Annotated in this window: 1 protein-coding gene; it reads left to right on the top strand. The window is 48.9% G+C overall.

The features are described from left to right. Nucleotides 1–833, top strand: an 833-nt coding sequence (locus B9G53_RS06030) for a DNA topoisomerase (RefSeq protein WP_254923573.1), incomplete at both ends; no start/stop codon positions are given.

The raw sequence follows: 833 nt of genomic DNA, 5'->3' as shown, positions 1-833 counted from the left end.
ATGTCACCGATGATGCGGCAGAAGTGAATGCAGAATCTACGGTTGAGTCAAAACGGGTATTGTCAGAAGCGGAAGCTGCCCGAATTATTCAAGTTGCCCGTAATCATCCCCATGTCGTTCGCGAAGCTACGGGTGTCACTGCTCAGAAATCACCACTACCGCCTTTTATTACCAGTTCGCTCCAGCAAGCTGCCTCTGTGAGATTAGGGCTATCGCCTGAAGAGACGATGAAAGTGGCTCAAGAGTTGTTTGAGGGTGTCGATTTGCCCCAAGGTCGCAAGGGTTTGATTACCTATCACCGCACTGACAGCACTAGTCTCGCTCCTGAGTTTTGTGCTGAGGTGAAGGACTGGCTATCGAAACACGATCCTGATAATGTCCCGAAGAAAACTACTCGTTATCGCGAACAGGTGAATGCTCAATCCGCCCATGAAGCGATTCGTCCCACCTATTTGAGTATTACTCCAAAAACGGTTAGAGATCATCTCAGTGCCAAACAAAGTCAACTTTATGAGTTAATTTGGCGCAGAGCCGTTGCTTCTCAATGTGCTAATGCTTTGATTCAGAAAAGTCGGGTAATTATTCAGGCTGGTTCGACGCTCTGGCAGACTAGGGGCAGTATTCTCACCTTTGCGGGTTATACGCGCTATTGGAACGATTTGAGTAAGGATAAACATATTCCTGCTTTGACGAGCGGTCAGACTTTGGCTTTGGCGAATGCGGGTTTTACGCAGAAACAAACTCAACCTCCTGCTAGGTATAGCGAGGCGAAGTTGGTACAGGTGCTAGAGCGTCAGGGGGTGGGTAGACCGAGTACGTTTGCGGCGATCGTC

The organism is Pseudanabaena sp. SR411, from assembly GCF_002251945.1.
Lineage (GTDB): Bacteria > Cyanobacteriota > Cyanobacteriia > Pseudanabaenales > Pseudanabaenaceae > Pseudanabaena.
This window is presented reverse-complemented; position numbering and strand designations above follow the sequence as displayed.